17 protein-coding genes are annotated in these 17,477 nt (G+C 63.4%); 10 read left to right on the plus strand and 7 right to left on the minus strand.

What is annotated here, in order from left to right:
• Positions 1-8: 8 nt before the first annotated feature.
• From AC5ZG1_RS08095 to AC5ZG1_RS08115, 5 genes are read right to left on the minus strand one after another with little or no spacing between them, the layout of a single operon-like run.
• Entirely contained in the window at positions 9-638 is a 630-nt protein-coding gene (locus AC5ZG1_RS08095) for a 2-hydroxychromene-2-carboxylate isomerase (protein ID WP_208824547.1), read from the minus strand.
• Positions 639-666: 28 nt separating this feature from the next.
• Entirely contained in the window at positions 667-2,586 is a 1,920-nt protein-coding gene (locus AC5ZG1_RS08100) for a flavin-containing monooxygenase (RefSeq protein ID WP_496132525.1), read from the minus strand.
• 10 nt (positions 2,587-2,596) lie between these two features.
• Positions 2,597-3,370, minus strand: a complete 774-nt coding sequence (locus tag AC5ZG1_RS08105) for an SDR family NAD(P)-dependent oxidoreductase (protein WP_496132526.1) — start codon at positions 3,368-3,370, stop codon at positions 2,597-2,599.
• Entirely contained in the window at positions 3,360-4,019 is a 660-nt protein-coding gene (locus tag AC5ZG1_RS08110; protein ID WP_496132527.1) for a TetR/AcrR family transcriptional regulator, read from the minus strand. Before AC5ZG1_RS08110 ends, AC5ZG1_RS08105 begins: the two co-directional genes overlap by 11 nt.
• Complete coding sequence (locus AC5ZG1_RS08115) at positions 4,016-5,512, minus strand: AMP-binding protein (protein WP_496132528.1); 1,497 nt, start codon at positions 5,510-5,512, stop codon at positions 4,016-4,018. The genes AC5ZG1_RS08110 and AC5ZG1_RS08115 overlap by 4 nt, the downstream gene beginning before the upstream one ends.
• Before the next feature lie 169 nt (positions 5,513-5,681).
• Between AC5ZG1_RS08115 and AC5ZG1_RS08120 the strand changes: the two genes are divergently transcribed.
• From AC5ZG1_RS08120 to AC5ZG1_RS08165, 10 genes are all read left to right on the plus strand, one after another.
• Positions 5,682-6,941, plus strand: coding sequence for an ABC transporter substrate-binding protein (locus AC5ZG1_RS08120; RefSeq protein WP_496132529.1), 1,260 nt, complete (start codon positions 5,682-5,684; stop codon positions 6,939-6,941).
• Between the two features lie 98 nt (positions 6,942-7,039).
• Complete coding sequence (locus AC5ZG1_RS08125) at positions 7,040-7,942, plus strand: branched-chain amino acid ABC transporter permease (protein WP_130223679.1); 903 nt, start codon at positions 7,040-7,042, stop codon at positions 7,940-7,942.
• The gene (locus tag AC5ZG1_RS08130) at positions 7,939-8,970 is read left to right on the plus strand and encodes a branched-chain amino acid ABC transporter permease (RefSeq protein WP_496132530.1); all 1,032 of its coding nucleotides are present in this window, start codon (positions 7,939-7,941) and stop codon (positions 8,968-8,970) included. The genes AC5ZG1_RS08125 and AC5ZG1_RS08130 overlap by 4 nt, the downstream gene beginning before the upstream one ends.
• 2 nt (positions 8,971-8,972) lie before the next feature.
• Positions 8,973-9,731, plus strand: a complete 759-nt coding sequence (locus AC5ZG1_RS08135) for an ABC transporter ATP-binding protein (RefSeq protein ID WP_496132531.1) — start codon at positions 8,973-8,975, stop codon at positions 9,729-9,731.
• Positions 9,728-10,444 (plus strand): ABC transporter ATP-binding protein, encoded by a 717-nt coding sequence (locus tag AC5ZG1_RS08140; protein ID WP_496132532.1) that lies wholly within the window; start codon positions 9,728-9,730, stop codon positions 10,442-10,444. Before AC5ZG1_RS08135 ends, AC5ZG1_RS08140 begins: the two co-directional genes overlap by 4 nt.
• Before the next feature lie 24 nt (positions 10,445-10,468).
• The gene (locus AC5ZG1_RS08145; protein ID WP_496132533.1) at positions 10,469-11,692 is read left to right on the plus strand and encodes a CaiB/BaiF CoA transferase family protein; all 1,224 of its coding nucleotides are present in this window, start codon (positions 10,469-10,471) and stop codon (positions 11,690-11,692) included.
• Entirely contained in the window at positions 11,689-12,465 is a 777-nt protein-coding gene (locus AC5ZG1_RS08150; protein ID WP_496132534.1) for an enoyl-CoA hydratase/isomerase family protein, read from the plus strand. The genes AC5ZG1_RS08145 and AC5ZG1_RS08150 overlap by 4 nt, the downstream gene beginning before the upstream one ends.
• On the plus strand, positions 12,465-12,920 hold the full coding sequence (locus tag AC5ZG1_RS08155) for a MaoC family dehydratase (RefSeq protein WP_028164873.1): 456 nt from the start codon (positions 12,465-12,467) through the stop codon (positions 12,918-12,920). The genes AC5ZG1_RS08150 and AC5ZG1_RS08155 overlap by 1 nt, the downstream gene beginning before the upstream one ends.
• 4 nt (positions 12,921-12,924) lie before the next feature.
• Positions 12,925-13,779: an HpcH/HpaI aldolase/citrate lyase family protein gene (locus tag AC5ZG1_RS08160; protein ID WP_496132535.1), complete on the plus strand. Its 855-nt coding sequence runs from the start codon at positions 12,925-12,927 to the stop codon at positions 13,777-13,779.
• Positions 13,780-13,931: 152 nt separating this feature from the next.
• Positions 13,932-15,164 carry an acetyl-CoA C-acetyltransferase gene (locus tag AC5ZG1_RS08165; protein WP_496132536.1) on the plus strand — a complete coding sequence of 411 codons (1,233 nt, stop codon included), beginning with the start codon at positions 13,932-13,934 and terminating at the stop codon, positions 15,162-15,164.
• Between the two features lie 3 nt (positions 15,165-15,167).
• Here AC5ZG1_RS08165 and AC5ZG1_RS08170 read toward each other — a convergent pair whose 3' ends face one another.
• Positions 15,168-16,760, minus strand: coding sequence for a sensor histidine kinase (locus AC5ZG1_RS08170; protein ID WP_496132537.1), 1,593 nt, complete (start codon positions 16,758-16,760; stop codon positions 15,168-15,170).
• Complete coding sequence (locus tag AC5ZG1_RS08175) at positions 16,757-17,461, minus strand: response regulator transcription factor (RefSeq protein WP_496132538.1); 705 nt, start codon at positions 17,459-17,461, stop codon at positions 16,757-16,759. The genes AC5ZG1_RS08170 and AC5ZG1_RS08175 overlap by 4 nt, the downstream gene beginning before the upstream one ends.
• Positions 17,462-17,477: the final 16 nt, after the last annotated feature.

A 17,477-nucleotide genomic window follows, 5' to 3' on the forward strand; every position in this document is an offset into this window, starting at 1 on the left:
GTGCAGGATCATTTCCTATGTCGGCTGCCAAGCGCTATCGCGATGGAGGTCGGATCCTTGATGCGCTCGATCAGCAAGTCGATGCGATCGCCACCCCAGAACAGCTCGCCATTGAACACCATGGTCGGGACGCCGAACACGCCGAGCGCCTCCGCTTCCTCGACGATCCGATCATGTTCCGCTCGCGCGGGCCCATGAACATATTCCTCGAACTCTTTCGCCGAGCCGCCGATCGTCGCGATCACGCCAGCGATATCAGATAGTTCGTCGATCTCCAGATCATGGTTCCAAAAGCGGCGAAAGACCGTGTCGTGGTACGGCCGGAACAGGCCGTGGCGTTGGGCGAACAGCATGCCGGCGCTGGAATAGAAGGCGTCGTAAATCCGCCGCGGCCCTTTCATCGTCAGGCCCTGCGCGTTAGCGAAACGCCGCGCGTCCATGTAGGCGTAACGCACCTTGCGCCAGAAATGCGGGGTGCGCTCTTCCACCGTCCCCATGAATTCCGGGATCCGCAGCGTATAGGGCAGCCATTCCAACTCGACGCCATGCTGCTCTTCGAGCTCGAACAGGCGCTTGTTGGCGACGAAGGCGTAAGGGCTTTTGTAGTCGGTGTAGATGCGTACGCGCGGCCTTTCCATCCTTGGCCCTCCCTGATCGTGGTGGCGCTCAGGCGTCTGCACGTTTCGTTTGTCGATACTGGCTCAGATCGGGATCGTGGGTCATCCCCCAATAGTCGACGAAGCGCCAGGGCATGGCCGAGAACACGCGGCCCCGGCTGTTGCGGTAATAGGTCGTCATGCCCGGATGGGTCCAGATCAACTGCTCATGTTCGGCATCGACCTTGCGGACATATTGATCATGGGCTTCCTGACTGACATCGATGGCGGCAATGCCTTTCTCGACCATCTCGACCAGGCAAGCCGAGATGTAGCGGCTCTGGCATTCCGACTGGAAAATCACGCTGCCGCCATGCGCAGGTCCTGAGTTCGGGCCCAGCATCAGGAACAAGTTTGGGAAGTTTGGCACGGTCAAGCCGAGATAGGCCGTCGGGTTATCGTTGGCCCAGACATCCCTGAGATTGTTGCCGCCGCGCCCGGTGATGTTGAGCCGCGCCGCCATCTCCGAAACCCTGAAGCCGGTTGAGATGACGATGATGTCGTGCGCACGCTGCTCGCCGTCTGCCGTGACGATGCCATCGCGCGCAAAATGATCGATCGGGTCGGTGACCAGCTCGACATTCGGCTTGGTCAGCGTCTTGAACCAGTTGTTGTCGAGCAGGATGCGCTTGCCATAGGGCGGATAGGTCGGCACGCATTTTTCGATCAGGTCGGGGCGATCCTTGAGCTCGGACAGGATGAAATCCGTCAGCTCCTGCCGGTGCCGGTCGTTGCCCTTGTTGACGGCGCGCGCCGGATGCGGCCAGTTCGGATCCTTGCGCAGGAATGGCAGCAGGCCGTCGCCATAGCGCCAGAACATGTTGAAGCGGTACCACTGCACATAGAAGGGCAAATGCGCGAGCAGCCATCGCGCGCCTTCGGTGATCGGGTCGGAGTAACCTTTGACCGGGCGTGCCCATTGCGCCGTGCGCTGATAGACCGTGACCGACGATACGCGATCGGCGATGGCAGGCACGAGCTGCATCGCGGTGGCACCGGTGCCGATCACGGCGACGCGCTTGCCGTCGAGATTGATATCGTCGGACCACAGCGCCGAATGCACGGCGAGGCCCTGGAAATCTTGCTCGCCCTTGAAATGGGCCGGGGCGGGGTCGTTGAGCTGACCGATCGCGCTGACGAGAGCGGTCGATTCAAAAGTTTCTTCTCCTTTCTCGGTCTTGAGAGTCGAGATCCAGCGCCGCTTATTGTTGTCCCAGCGTGAGGCGATCAGCTCGGTGTTGAGACGGACATGGCGTCGGATGCCGTGTTCGCGCACCACCTTCAAGAGATAGTCGAGCAGTTCCTGGCGCGGCGCGAAATAACGCGTCCACTGGTTCCGCTCGCCGAACGAGAAGGAATAGGAGTGGTTCGGGGTATCGACGCCGCAACCGGGATAGCGGTTGACGTACCAGGTGCCGCCGATCTCGTCCTCTTTCTCGACGATGGTATAGGGGATGCCGAGCCGGTCCAGCGCGACGCCGAGCGCAATCGCGCAGACGCCGGCGCCGACGATCAGGACGTGCTGTTCGGCGAGCTTCTCGTCCGATGGACGTTTGGTCCAGCGCGCATCGCGCGGGATGAAACCCATTTCCTCGCGCATCAGCGGCGCATATTCCGGCGCAACGGGCTCGCCGAGCGTTGCGCTCATCATCTTCAGCATCAATTCGTTGCCGGGATCGGTGATAGCAGGCTTGGGCTCGCCGTTCTCATAGAGCTTCAGGACCGCGGCGCGGATTTCGTCCTGAATTTCTTTCGGCACGCCGGCGTCCGGATCGGGGATCAGGCGCACGTCGCGCTTGGGCTTGTACGGTGGTTCCAGCCAGCGCTCATCGCCAGTCATGTGCACGAGCACCATCAACAGCACGCGGATGTCGCCTTCAGCGATCGCGGAAGCCAGGTCGAGTTTCTTGCGCGGCATTTCGATGTTCATGCTGTTGTCCTCACGCTTCCGGTGCTTCCGGCAATCCGCCATAGGCGGCCCATGTTGACCCCGCGATAAAGCCGGCATCGACAGGCAGGTTGATGCCAGTGACGCCGCTGCTCTTTGGTGAAAGCAGCCAGGCAATCGCCTGCGCCACCTCGAACGGCTCGACCAGCCGGCTCATGGCAGATGGCCGCGACAGCAATTCCTTGTCGAGCGCGCCCGAGGCGATGCCGGCTTCCAGCATCGCCGTGCGGGTGAAACCCGGCGATACCGCGTTGACGCGCACGCCGACCCGGCCCCATTCGGCGGCAAGCGTCTGCGTGATCTGGATGACGCCGGCCTTCGCCGCGGTATAGGCGTGGATCGGGCCCGAGGTCATGCCGGCGACTGAGGCGACATTGACAATGGCGCCGTTTCGCCGCGCGGCCATCCGCACGCCGACGCTGCGGGCGACCAGAAACGTGCCGCGCAGGTCGATGTTGACCTCGCGGTCCCATTGCTCCATCCGCACCCGCTCGATCCGATGCATCTTGCCGAACACGCCGGCGGCATTGACAAGGCCGGTGATCGGCCCATGCGCGGCCTCGATATCGGCAACGCCGGCGGTGACGGTCGCTTCGCTCGCGACATCGAACGGGGCGGGCCAGAGGATCGCATCGGTCCCGACCAGTGGTTCCGGCGCGATGTCGACGATGACGACGCGCTGGCCCTGGTCGGCAAGCAGCGTGGCGGTGGCGGCCCCGATGCCGCGGCTGCCGCCGGTGACGAGAACGAAGCCATCAGCGGTCATGGCCATTTTCCTGACTTGCTTTGTTGAACAGGCCGCGGGTCACAAGCTTCCGATAGGCCGAGATCACATGATCGGGCGGGGCGGTGACCTTGCCGTCGGTGTAGGAATAGCGGCGGCTGAGATAGCCGCGCGCGCCCATCAGCATCTGCACGATCGCCTCGAACTCCTCGTCGCTGAAATTAATGATCTCGCCGGCCTGCCGCGCGCGGCCGAGGATGCGCACATAGGCGATCGAGATATTGTCGAAATGCTTCTGGTAGCCGATCGGTGCAAAGAATTCGGCTTCGTTGAGGATGCGCAGGAACTCCGGCACTTCCAGGATGAAATCGAAGAAGGCGGTGAAGCGCTCGATCTCCTGCCGCGCGGTGTGGGCGGTGCCGGTGCGCGCGTGGATGAAGCGCACCATGTCCAGTCCAATCTTCGGCAGGAGCTGCTCGAGCAGTTCCTGCCGGTTCTCGAAATGATTGTAGAAGGTGCCTTGCGCGACGCCGGCTTCCTCGGTGATGCGGGCGACGGAGGCTTCCGCGTAGCCATATTTGCCGACCACCTTGGTCGCGGCGTCGAAGATCTTTTGCTTGGTCCAGGCGTTGCGCTCGACCCGGTTCAGCTTGGGGATCTTGATGGGCGCAGCGTGCGGTGCTTGGGTCATGTAGCGGTCTCCAGTTCGGCGCGCAGCACGCGCTTGAGCACCTTGCCGGAAGGGTTGCGCGGCAGGCTGTCGCGGATGATCAGTTGTTTCGGCACTTTGAAGCTGGCAAGCCGGGTGCGGCAGTAATCGGTGAGGGCGGGCAGATCGAGCGCAGCGCCTTCCGCCAGCACGACGATCGCGATCGGCTTCTCGCCCCAGCACTCATCGCGCGCGCCGATGACGGCGACCTCGCCAACCTCGGGCATTTCATAGATGACGCGCTCGACCTCGGAGGAGGCGATGTTCTCGCCGCCGGAAATGATCAGGTCCTTCTTGCGGTCAGTGAGATAGAGGAAGCCCTCCTCGTCGAGATAGCCGACATCGCCGGTGCGGAACCAGTCGCCGAAGAAGGCGGCTGCGGTCTTCTCCGGATCCCGCCAATATCCTTTCGTGACCTTCGGTCCGCGCAGGCAGATCTCGCCGTTCTCGCCGGCGGGGAGCCGATTGCCCTGATCGTCTCGGATCTCGATCTCGACATGGGCGATAGAGCGGCCGGTCGAGCCGATCTTCTCGATCTCGCGGCCCGGCTCCATGAAGGTGTCACCGCCGACGGTTTCCGTCAGACCATAGGCGTCGATGTAGCGGGCATTCTTGAAACAGTCGGAGAAGGCGCGGATGCGCACCTCCGGCGTTTTCTCGCCGCCGCCGATCGCCCATGCGAGACTTGAGACATCGTAACGGTCACGGGTGGGGCAAGTGAGGATCGCGGTCGTCATCACAGGGGCGAGCCAGGCCGCGTTCAGCTTCTCCGCTTCGATCGCAGCAAGTGCCTGTTCGGGCTTGAAGTCGCGATGGACCGAGAGCATGCCGCCGTGCCACAGCACACCGATTCCAGGCAGATCGAGGGCGCCGACGTGATAGAGCGGGCCGACGACAAGCAGGCGCGTATCCGCATTGAGGCCGAGCACCAGCGTCTGGTCGGCCGACTTCCAGTACATGTTCTCGTAACTGAGCATCACGCCCTTGGGGCGGTCGGTCGTGCCTGACGTGTACATCAGCCGCATCAGGTCCTGCGGTCGGCGGACATGCATCGGCGCGGGTGCGATATCGGGCGCGAGCTGCGTGGCAGTCGATTGCGCGGCTTCATCCAGCAATACGATTGGCGCATGGCCCGCCGCGGTTGCGGCAAGCTCTTGATCCGCGATCAGGATGCGCGCGCCGGCATTGCCGACGATGTAGCCGACCTCATCGGCGGAAGGGCGATAGTTGATCGGCAGGAGCACCGCGCCGATATGGCTGGTGGCAAACACCAGTTCGAGAAAGGCGGCGCTGTTCTTCATCAGCACCGCCACGACGTCGTCGGGACCGATGCCGCGAGAGGCGAGCCACCCGGCCACCCGGCGGATGCGCTCGTCGAAGTTGCCGTAGGAAATGTCCACGCCGCGATATTTCAGCGCACACCGATGCGGCGTCCGCTTGGCATGAAAGGCGATGAAGCTCGAAAGGTTGATCATCTGCCGCTCAAAGGGCCGTTTCGGCCTCGTTTCCTTCCCCGATGAACTGTGACTCGTAATTCATCTTTGGCTTGACGTCACCCCCCTTGCTCTGAAATCCTTGTGTCTACGGAGACGAGATGATCTCCGGCAAGGGAATAGGGAACGACAACCCGACTGGGAGGGGAGAATGAAGAGAACCCGTCAACCGGGCGTCAGCCGCCGTGCGACTCTGGCGCTGATGGGCGCCGGTGCGGTGACGATCGCTGCGCCATGGGTGGCGCGAGCGCAGGCCAAGACCATCAAGATCGGCATGCCGACGATTTTGTCGGGCCGCGTCGCGCAGCTCGGCACGTCCTCGCGCAATGCCGTGCTGCTGGAGGTCGAGAAGGTCAACGCCGCGGGCGGCCTGGCTGGCCGGCAGATCGAGATGGTGATCCGCGACTCCAAGGGCCAGCCGCAGGAAGCAGCCCGCGTCGCGCGCGAACTCGTCAACACCGACGGCTGCGAGATGCTGTTCGACGGCGAGGCCTCGTCCGGATCATTCGCGGTGCACGAAGTGGCGCGCGATCTCGGCGTGCTCTGCATCCACACCTGCTCGGAAGCCTCCTCGCTGACCGCGGATCCGAAGCAGCACATTCCGAACGCGTTCCGCTGCGTCCGGCAGGGCATTCATGATTCGATCGTCGGCGGCAGCTATGCGGCCGCAATCGCGAAGGCCAAGGGCTTGAAGAAATGGGCGACCTGCTCGCCGGACTATGCCTATGGCCGCGATACCACCGGCGAATTCGCGCTCTATCTCAAGCGCTTTGCGCCCGATGTCGAGATCATCAGCGAGTCCTGGCCAAAGCTGTTCCAGCCTGACTACACCGAAGTGGTGACGAAGATCCTGCAGGCCAAGCCGCAGGCGCTGTATACGTGCCTGTGGGGCGGCGATCTGACGTCCTATATCGACCAGGCCAACATCTACGCGCTGTTCACGCAGATGGAAGTGTTCGCCGTTAACATGGCCGACTACACGGCGCTCACGGTGGTGAAGAACCTGCCGAAGGGCATTCACTCCGGCAACCGCTACATCAAGACATTCCCGAAGACGCCGGAGAATGCCGCGTGGGGCGACGCCTACCGGGCGAAGTACAACGAGTACCCGACCAACTGGTCGTGGCAGAATGCGACTGCGGTGATGCTGCTAACCGAGGCGGTGAAAAAAGCCAACTCCACCGACGGCAAGAAGGTCGCGGAGGCGCTGCGCGGGCTGACGATCAAATGCCCGTTCGGCGCCGACGGCACCGTGACGATGCGCGCGGAGGACAACACCCTGGTCGGCTACGCCATCGGCTGGGGCACCACGATCCTGCAGGAACCTTATGTGCTGGAGGTGAAGGCCGGCGACTGGAAGACCATCTTCGAGCTCGAAGCCGAGTGGAAGAAGAGCAAGGGCTACACCTGACCGGCCTGTGAGTGGAGGCGGGCGGGCCGCTTCTACATACGTCACGTTTGGCGAGTTGCGCGCCGACGGTTTCGGCGCGCTGAGATGGAAATACTGCATTGGATATAGACGCGCTCGCTGGCTGCCTCGCCAGTCCGGCCTGCCTGGTGACGCAAACCACCAGCGGCCTCATTATCGGTATGCTGCTGTTTCTCGTCGCCGTCGGGCTGACGCTGATCTTCGGCGTGCTCAAGGTGGTCAATTTCAGCCATGGCGCCTTCTATATGTTCGGCGCCTATTTCGCGATGACTGCGTACCAGATTTCCGACAGCTTTGCGCTCGCGATGCTTTGCGGCGCGGCGGGCACGGCGCTCCTTGGCCTGATCTTCGAGCGCGTGTTCATGAGCCGCGTCTATGGCGCCGACGTGCTGATGCAATTGCTGGTCTGCTACGCCTTCGTGCTGATCTTCGACGACGTCGTACGCATGATCTGGGGGCCTGAATTCAAGTCGATGGGCATGCCATCGGCGTTCCAGGTGCCACCGCTGTTCATCGCCGGCGGCGTCGTGCCGCCCTATTACCTGCTGCTGATCGGGGTCGCATTGGCCGCCGCCTTGGTGCTTGGCCTTGGGCTTGCCCGCACCCGGATCGGCAAGGTGATCCGCGCGGCCGCCCACAATCCGGGCATGGTGTCGGCGCTCGGCATCAATACCGGGCTGCTCTATGGCGGCGTGTTCGCGCTCGGCGGCATGCTCGCTGGGCTTGCCGGCGCACTGGCGGCGCCGGTGCGCTCGCTGACGCCGGGAATGGGATTTTCAGTGCTGATCGAATCCTTCATCGTCACCGTGATCGGCGGCATGGGCTCGATCCTGGGCGCGCTGATCGGAGCTCTGCTCATCGGCCTGATCCGCTCGTTCGGCTCGCTCGGCTTTCCCTTGTTCACCGAAGGCCTGATGTACCTGTTCATGGTGATCGTCCTGGTGTCACGGCCGACCGGCCTGTTCGGCAAGGAGGTCGCATGACCGAGCTGCAGGCTGATCGCGCGTCGGAGACCTTGACTACGCCGCGCATCGAAACGCGCTCGTTCCGCTCGCGTTATCGCGACATTCTGATTGCGCTGGTCGCCTTTGCGGTGCTGGCGGCGCTGCCATTCTTCTTCGGCAGCAAGGCGCTGCTCGATTTCGTGATCCGTTGTTCAGCGTTCGGCCTGTTCGCGACGTCGCTCAATCTGCTCGTCGGCTATACCGGCATGATCTCGTTCGGGCACGGCATGTTCTTCGGTCTCGGCGCCTATGGCTTCGGCCTGCTGATGCAGCGCACCGGCGTGCCGATACCGGCGGCTTTTGTGGCGACGCTCGCGATCACCGCCGTTTGCGCTGCGATCATCGGTGCGATCTGCGTGCGGCTGAAGGAGATCTACTTCGCGTTCGTCACGCTGGCATTCCAGATGCTGATCCACTCGACGATCCTGACCTGGGCGTCGCTGACCGGCGGCGACCAGGGCTTGCGCGGCGGCATCCCACGGCCGGTTTTTTTCGGCATCGATCTTGCCAATCATGTGCATCTCTACATCACAAGCTGCGCGCTGCTGGTGCTCGGCCTGCTTCTGATGCGCCAGATCGCGCAATCGCCGTTCGGCTATACGCTGCGCATGATCCGCGACAATGCGCGGCGCGCCAGCTTCATCGGCATCGATGTCTGGCGCGCCAAGCTGACCATCTTCGTGCTGGCGGCGCTGTTCGCGTCCACCGGCGGCATGGTGATGGCGCTGTTCGTCTCCGGCGCCTATCCCGAATTCGCCTACTGGACGATTTCGGGCGAGGGCATCTTCATCAACATGCTCGGCGGCGTCACCACGTTCCTGGGGCCGATGGTCGGCACGGTGCTGCTGCTGATCCTCAACGATACCGTCACCCGCTACACGGAATATCATGGCATCGTGCTCGGCGCCGTGATCCTGTTCTTCGCCATCGGCCTGCGCAAGGGCCTGATGGATTATGTGCTCGAGTGGTATGCGCAGCGGCGCGACGGGCCAGGGGAGCGCGGCTAGCCATGCTGGATATTCGCGGGCTCTCAAAGTCGTTCGGCGGGGTGAAAGCGACGGACAATGTTTCGCTGGATTTTTCCGATGGCTCGCTCACAGCCGTGATCGGTCCGAACGGTGCCGGCAAGAGCACATTCTTCAACCTGATCACGGGCGCGCTCAGGCCGGATGCCGGCGAGGTCCTGCTCGATAGCGTCGATCTCGCCGGCAAGTCTCCACCCGACATCGTGCGGCACGGCATCGGGCGAGCGTTCCAGGTTGCCAGCATCTTTCCTTCGCTCACCGTGCAGGAGACCATGCTCGCCGCGGTCTGCGCGGATCAGCGCCGCTCGACCGTGCTGCACCGGCGTTTCCCGCTCGGCGAGACGCTGGACCGCGCGGAGCACGCGATGGAATTACTGGGCCTTGCCAACAAGCGCCACCGCACCGCCGCGACACTGTCGCATGGCGATCAGAAGCTCTTGGATATCGCGCTGGCGCTGGTGCTCGAGCCAAAGGTACTGCTGCTGGACGAGCCGACCGCCGGCATGGGCACCGAAGAGCGCTGGCGGATGATCGACAAGGTCCGGGAGCTCTGGGAGGCGCAGAAGATCACGGTCGTCTTCATCGAGCACGACATGGACATCGTGTTCAAGATCGCGCCGAGGATCGTCGTGCTCTGCTACGGCCGCATCCTTGCGACTGGCACACCTGATGCCATCAGGCGCAACGAAGCGGTGATCGAGGCTTATCTCGGCACCGAGGACCATGCCGAGGCCGTGACATGAGCGCTTTGCCAGTCGTGCAGGTCGAGGACCTCGACGTCTACTACGGCACTAGCCAGATCCTGTTTGGCGTCGGCCTCTCGGTGCGGCAGGGCGAGACCATGGCGCTCCTTGGCCGCAATGGCGCCGGCAAGTCCACTACCATGAAGGCGATCATGGGACTTGCGCCGGCGCGTCGCGGCAAGGTGACCCTGAACGGCAGGACCGTTTCCGGGATGCGGCCGCATCGCATCGCCCGCGCCGGATTGGGTTTTGTCCCGGAGGATCGCCAGATCTTCCCGGAGCATACGGTGGAAGACAATCTCGTCATCGGCCAGAAGAAGGGGCCAAATGGCGAGGACGAATGGTCGATTCAGCGCATCTATGACGTTTTCCCGCTGCTCGAGCCATTGCGCTACCGGATCGCGGGACGGCTGTCCGGCGGCGAGCAGCAGATGCTGGCCATCGCGCGGACGCTGATGGGCAACCCAGCGCTGCTGCTCTTGGACGAGCCGAGCGAGGGGCTGGCACCGATCATCGTGCAACGAATCGGCGAACTGTTGCGGCAGCTTCGCGCAACCGGCGCCACGGTGTTGATCGCCGAGCAAAACATGCATTTTTGCCTTGGCCTTGCGAGCCACGCGACGGTTATCGACAAGGGCCAAATCGTCTACACATCTCCCATCGAAGAGCTGAAGGCCAACGACAACATTCGGCAGCGCTATCTGGCGCTGTAGCCTTCGGCTCCATGGGGAGGATGAATGGCGATTGATAGCAGGCTGGCGCCAACGCACGAGGCGCCCTATCGCGGCCTTCGCGTGCTCGATTTCGGACAGGGCATTGCGTCGCCCTATTGCGCGATGCTGCTTGGGGTCTATGGCGCCGACGTCATCAAGGTCGAGCCGCCGGAGGGTGACTGGTCGCGCTATCTCGGGACCACCTATGGCAACCATACCACGCTGTCCGCCGTCTACAACCGCGGCAAGCGCAGCCTGTGCCTCGACCTGAAGCAGAAGGATGGGATCGGGATTGCTCAGAAGCTGGCAAGGGACACCGACATCCTGATCGAAGGCTTCAGGCCCGGCGTGGCCGCGCGGCTCGGGCTTGGGTATGGATCGCTGTCACGCGACAATCCCGGCCTGGTCTATCTCTCGGTCAGCGGCTTCGGGCAAAGTGGGCCTTACGCGAAGCGTCCCGGATCGGATTCCGTGGCGCAGGCGTTTTCGGGTCTGGTCTCGGTCAATGTCGGCGCCGACGGTACACCACACCGGGTCGGCACGACGATCTCCGACGTCGTCACCGGCGTCTACGCCTTCCAGGCCATCGCCACCACGCTGTTCGCGCGGGCGACCGTGGGCACGGGGCGCTGGATCGACGTCAATCTCTGCCAGTCGACGGCGGCGCTGCTGGGGCACAAGGTTGCTGAGTTCATTCTGGAAGGCGGTGCACCGCGCGCGCTCAACGTGCCGGCCGGCACCTACCAGGCCAAGGACGGCTGGATGATGGTGACGCTGGTGAACGAAGCGCAGTACAGGCGGCTCTGCACGGCGATCGGGCGCGAAGATCTCGCCGCTGATCCGCGTTTTGCCGATTTCGCTCGGCGTGCGGATTCGGCTGATACGCTGATCCCGCAGCTACGGGAAGTCTTCCTGACCCAAACGGCCGAGGCGTGGCTGACGCGGCTGCATGCGGCCGATATCATCGCGGAGCGCATCCACAATCCCGGCGAATGGCTGAGGAATGCTCACGTCGAGGCAACCAAGGCCGCGGTCTGCCAGGATACGCCCGGCGTCGGCCCGGTCTACACGCCGCGGACGCCGGGGATCGCAAGTCGTTCAGAGGACGATCTGCGTCCCGCGCCGGATATCGGACAGGACAGCGTCGAGGTTCTGACAGAGGCTGGCTTCGACGGTGCCGTCATCGATGCGTTGATCGCGGCCGGTGCCGTGCGTCAGTCGCGGCCGAATGGAGGTGGTGCATCATGAGCCACAAACTCGTCCGCTACTTGGTTGCCGACGGTATTGCCGAGATCATGCTGGATCGCCCGCCGGTTAACGCGCTGAGCCTGTCCTTGATCGATGCGCTGCTGGCTGCATTGCAGACGGCCAAGGACGATGCGGCCGTGCGCGCCGTGATCATCGGCAGTGCCCACAAGGTGTTTTGTGCCGGGCTCGATCTCGACATCGTGCGCGGCAAGCCGGCGATCGAGATCAAGGGCTTTCTCGAACGGCTCTACTTCGCCCTCAACGATGTCCAGTACCGAATGGGCAAGCCGACGATTGCAGCGATCGATGGTGCCGCGCGGGCTGGCGGTATGACCATTGCCATATCCTGCGACATGATCATTGCCGGCGACGCCTCGACCTTCGGCTATCCGGAGATCGATGTCGGGCTGATACCAGCGCTTCACTTCGTGCATTTGCCGCGGCTGGTCGGAAAGCACCAGGCCTTCGGCCCGTTGTTTCTCGGCGAGCCGTTCCATGCGGCAACCGCGTTTCGCATGGGCCTTTTGAGCGAAGTCGTGACGAAGGGGACCGCGCTCGATCGCGCCCGCGAGGTCGCCCGAAAGCTCGCCGCCAAGTCGCCGATCGTGATGAAGCTCGGCCGCGATGCCTTCATGCGCGCAGTGGATGCGGACTACCGCCGCGCGATCGAGAACGCGGCCGAGAGTTTTGCGCTTGTCGCGACGACGGAAGATTGTCAGGAAGGGTTGAACGCGTTCGTCGAGAAGCGGACGCCAAACTATCGGGGACGCTGATGGCAGGACTATATTTCGAGGAGTTCGAGGTCGGGCGGGAATTCCATCATGAATTCAGCCGCACCGTGACCGAGATGGACAATACGATGTTCAGTCTGTTGACCATGAACCCGCAGCCGTTGCATCTCGATGCCCATTTCGCCGAGAAGACCGAATATGGCCAGCGGCTGTTCAACAGCCTCTATACGCTCGGCATCATGATCGGCATGAGCGTCTATGATACGACGCTCGGCACCACCGTCGGCAATCTGGGCATGACGGACGTGAAGTTTCCGAAGCCGGTGTTTCATGGCGATACGCTGCGGGCGCACACCAAGATCGTCTCGAAGCGCCCGAGCAAGTCGCGGCCGACCCAGGGGCTCGTGGAATTCGAGCACACAATGACCAACCAGCGCGGCGAGGTGGTGGCGAGCTGCCGCCGTACTGGGCTGATGCTCTGCAAACCGAAGGCGTGAGGCGATGCGTTCGTTCCTGTTTGTTCCCGGCGACAGCGTCCGGAAATTCGAAAGCGCGAAGAAGACGGCCGCAGATGCCCTGATCCTCGATCTCGAGGATTCCATTGCGCCGGAGCAGAAGGTGGCGGCGCGCGGCATCACGCGCGAGATGTTGAATTCGCGCAATCCGGATCAGAAGATGTATGTCCGCGTCAACGCGCTCGACACCGACATGACGCTGGGCGATCTCGCAGCCGTCATGCCGGGGAAGCCAGACGGCATCGTCCTGCCGAAATGTGCAGGGGCCCCCGACGTCAACAAGCTCGCGCTTTACCTCGATGCGTTCGAGGCGGCATCCGGCATTGCCCAGGGCACGACACGCATCGTGACGGTTGCGACCGAGACGGCGCGGGCGGTGCTGAAACTGCTCGACTGCGAGAATATGAGCCCGCGGCTATGGGGCATGATGTGGGGCGCCGAAGATCTCGCCGCCTCGCTCGGGGCCTCGCGCAACCGCACCGGTAGTCGTTTTCACAGCCCGTTCTGGCTGGCGCGCGATCTCTGCCTGATCAGTGCGGCTGCCGCCGGCGTCGTCGCCATCGATACGATCGCGACCGACATCAACAATCTGGATGCGCTCCGGGAGGAATGCATCACGGCGCGGCAGGATGGTTTCCTGGCAAAGGCGGTGATCCACCCAAAGCATGTCGACGTCGTCAATGCTGCCTTCATGCCGACGGACGAGGAGATCGCGTGGTCGGAGCGCGTCGTCGCTGCGTTCGCGGAAAATCCGTCCGGTGTGGTGAAGATGGATGGCAAGATGGTAGACAAGCCGCATCTGCGCGCCGCGGAGAAGATTCTGGCGCTGCGGCGGGGGTAGCGTAGGATGGGCAAAGCGAAGCGTGCCCACCTTTCTGGCATCGACCGTAAGTGGTGGGCACGCTTCGCTTTACCCACCCTACGACAGCGAATTGACTTTGCCGGGTGATCGGCTGCAAATGCGCCGATGTAATACTGTCTGAGGAACACACCATGGTTGACGCGCTGATCATCGATGCATGCAGGACGCCGCGAGGCATTGGCAAGGCGGGCAAGGGCGCGCTGTCAGGCATCCATCCGCAGCAGCTCGGCGCCACCGTGCTGCGCGCGCTGGCCGATCGCACAGGCATCGATACCGCTGATGTCGACGACATCATCTGGGGCACCAGTTCCCAGCGGGGCGCGCAGAGCGGCGATCTCGGCCGCATGTCGGCGCTCGATGCCGGTTATGACGTGAAGGCGAGCGGCGTCACGCTCGATCGCTTCTGCGGTTCCGGCATCACCAGCGTCAACATGGCAGCTGCTTCGATCATGTCCGGCTCCGAGGATCTCGTGATCGCTGGCGGCACCGAGGTGATGTCGATGGAGGGACGGCGCGGCGAGGGGCCATTCATGATGGACGCCGGCAATCTCCGCCTGCGCGCAAGGCATCCGCAATCGCACCAGGGCGTTTGCGCCGACGCCGTGGCGACGCTCGAGGGCATCAGGCGGCAGGACGTCGATGCGCTCGGGCTGGAGAGCCAGAAGCGGGCGGCAGCCGCAATCAAGGGCGGCCATTTCGACAAGAGCCTGGTTCCTGTCTATCGCGAGGATGGCGCGCTCGCGCTCGACAAGGAGGAATATCCGCGGCCGCAGACCACGCTCGAAGGGCTCGCGGCGCTGAAACCTGCCTTCCCGGCGATCGCCGACTACGCGCTCGACGACAAGGGGACGACCTATCGCAAGCTGATCTTGGAAAAATATCCCGATCTCGATATCGATTTTGTCCATCACGCGGGAAATTCGTCCGGCGTGGTCGATGGCTCTGCCGCGATCCTGCTGGCTTCGCCCGACTACGCCAGGAAGCACGGCTTGAAGCCGCGGGCGCGCGTGGTCGCGATGGCCAATATGGGGGATTCTCCGACCCTGATGCTGAACGCGCCAGTGCCGGCGGCGCGCAAGGTGCTGGCCAAGGCCGGGCTGACGCTTGACGATATCGACCTGTTCGAGATCAACGAAGCCTTTGCCGTGGTCGCGGAGAAGTTCATCCGCGATCTCAAGCTGGATCGCGAGAAGGTCAACGTCAATGGCGGCGCCATCGCGCTCGGTCATCCCATCGGCGCCACCGGCTCGATCCTGATCGGCACGGTGCTGGATGAATTGGAGCGGCGTGACCTCAAGCGCGGTCTGGTGACGATGTGTGCCGCCGGCGGCATGGCGCCTGCGATCATCATCGAGCGGGTGTGAGGTTCAAGCGGCGGGAAGCCTAAGCTCGAAGGTCACGCCTTCACTGGTCGGCAGCAGTCGGATCGAGCCGCCGTGACTTGTCATCACGGCGCGCACGATCGCAAGCCCCATCCCGGTGCCGCCGGCATCGCGGCGGGTGGTGAAGAAGGCGTCGAAGATCCGTTCGCGGTTGGCTTCCGAGATCGGATCGCCATCATTGTCCACGACCAGCTTGACGGCCGTATGCTCGTCCACGGCGTCGAGCCGTATATTCCTGGCGTTGTGCCGCACGGCGTTGTCGGCAAGGTGTGAGAGGACGATCAGCGCCTTTTCGCCGGACATCCCGATCGGCCGGTCGAGACTGCCGGCCGCCGTGACAACGCAAGCCGGGAACCGGCCCTTGAGATCACTGATCACGGACGCGAGTTCGGTGCGCTCGTTCTGCGGCACGGTTTCGGCGCGCGCTAGTTCGCGCAAGCGCTGGGCCATCGCTTCGAGGCGCTCGGTATCGCCGAGAATGTTCGACACGAAGGTCTTCTGCTCGGAACGGGTCAGGCCGTCCGATTTGTCGTCCAGAGAATCCAAGAGCAGCTCCGCCGCGCCCTTGATCGAGGTGAGCGGCGATTTCAGCTCGTGCGTGAGATGTGCCGAGAACATCGCGATGTAGTCCGAACGCCGCGCCAACTGTTCGGCCGTGCCGAAGAAGCTATGCGAGAGCTGTGCGAATTCGCGCGTGCCGTAGTGCCGCAACGGACGGAATGCGCTGCGATCACCTTTGCCGATGCGCGCGGCGCGGCCGATCAGTTCGTGCATGGGCTGGGTGATGGTGCGAGAGAAAAACAGCCCGATCGCCATCGTCGCTAGGATCACGGCGAGGGCGGCAAGCAGGAACTTGACGCGTTCCTGATAGAGATGGTCGAAAATGTTGCTGGGCGTCCGGGTCGTATAGATCACGCCGGCCACGCGGTTGTTGACGATCACCGGCATCGCGGAAAACACGTGCACGCCGACGCCGCGGCTGATGGAATAGATCGGCGGCGGGGGCTTGTCCGGCACGCGGATTCGCAGCGCAGCGCGATATTCGCCATGGAGCGCCGCGGCGATTTCCTCGATATGGGCGAGCGATTGTCCGACTTCCTGACGTCCCGCGATCACGACGCCGTGCGGATCGAGGATCCTGAATCCGGCTAGCGTTACCTTCTGCGTCTCGCGGACGATCGGCAGCAGTCGCGCGCCGATCTCGACATAGGCCTGGTCGGCCGGTGCGCGCGCGGGCAGGGCGGCGGGCCGCCGTCGCAACAGGTCATTGCCGGTGAGATCGAGCGCGGGCCGGATCGGGGTAACCTGATCGCCAGGATCGGGCAAGACGCCGGGCGGGATCTCGGCGCCGAGCGGAATCCCGTTGGTGAGCTGCGCCTGTACCTCCTGCGCGAAGATCGCCGCCAGCACGCGGCTCTGCGCAATCAGCTCGGCCTGGGTCTGGCGAATGAGCTGGTTGTCATAGAGGCGGAAGAAGAACAGGCCGACCAGGGGCAATATGGCGACGGTCGCCAGCACGGTGAAGATGACCAGGCTGAGCGATGGCCGCCATTTGTCGGGCGCATTCGGACCGCTCATGCCTGCGGCTCGCATCGCCCGAGCTTGAAGCCGACGCCGTGAATGGTCTCGATGACGTTGTCGCAGTTCAGCGCGGCGAGCTTGGCGCGGATGTTGCGGATGTGGCTGTCGATGGTGCGGTCGGACACCTGGATGTTGAACTGGTAGGACGCGCGCATGAGCTGCTCGCGGTTGAAGACGGCCGTCGGCCGCGTCAGGAAGGCACGCAGGATTCCGAACTCGATTGCCGTCAGCCGGAGCGGTATCCCGGCAAACAACGCGACGTGCTGCTCGGGATCGACGGACAGTCTGCCTTGCGTGAGAACCGTGTTGCCGGCTTTGGCGTCGCCGCCGCGAGAGTTCATGCGCCGCAGGATGACGTTGACACGGGCGACGAGTTCGCGCGGGCTAAACGGTTTTGTCACGTAGTCGTCGCCGCCGATCTCGAGGCCCAGCACGCGGTCGATCTCGTCGTCGCGCGCCGACAGGAACAAGATAGGTACGTCGGAAGTCTTTCGTACCTCCCGGCAGACGTCGAGCCCGTCGAGCTCTGGCATCCCGATGTCGAGCACGATGAGGTCGGGCCGGTCGCTCGCAAACCGAGCGAGCGCCTCTTTGCCGTCACGCGCCTCGACCACGTTCATGCCGGCTTTCTTGAGGGCGACGCGGATGACTTCGCGGATGTGCAGGTCGTCGTCGACGATAAGAATACGGTGCGTCAAACGTCCCTCCAGCCCG

The organism is Bradyrhizobium sp. Leo78, assembly GCF_059512425.1.